The organism is Mesorhizobium sp. M1A.F.Ca.ET.072.01.1.1 (assembly GCF_004023325.1).
In the GTDB taxonomy this organism is placed as follows: domain Bacteria; phylum Pseudomonadota; class Alphaproteobacteria; order Rhizobiales; family Rhizobiaceae; genus Mesorhizobium.
In genome coordinates, this window is record NZ_RZSF01000767.1 from 1 (window position 1) to 415 (window position 415).

Genomic DNA, 415 nt, shown 5'->3' on the forward strand with positions numbered 1-415 from the left:
GATCATACGCCGCGTATGTCAATTGGCATACGATGCGTATGTAAGTTGGGCCAGACCGTATGCACCGACCTCGCAAGGAGATGATTGCCGAGACGCGCGCCAAGCTGATCGCGGCCGCCCGCCACGCTTTCGGCACCATCGGCTATGCGGACGCCTCGATGGATGATTTCACCGCCTCGGCCGGGCTGACGCGCGGCGCGCTCTATCACCACGTCGGCGACAAGAGGGGATTGCTGCAGGCGGTCATCGCCGAGATCGACGGCGAGATGGCTGCCCGGGTGAACGAGGTGGCGGCGAGGGCGCCGACCCGCTGGCAGCATTTCGTCGACGAATGCACCACTTACATCGAACTGGCGCTGGAGCCGGAGATCCAGCGCATCATGTTCCGCGATGCTCCGGCGGTACTGGGTGATCC

General features: G+C 64.1%; 1 protein-coding gene. It reads left to right on the forward strand.

Features of this window, described 5'->3' with window-relative positions; translation table 11 throughout:
• Nucleotides 1-59 precede the first annotated feature (59 nt).
• The coding region (locus EOA32_RS37935) for a TetR/AcrR family transcriptional regulator (protein ID WP_145971542.1) at nucleotides 60-415 on the forward strand (356 nt) is incomplete at its 3' end.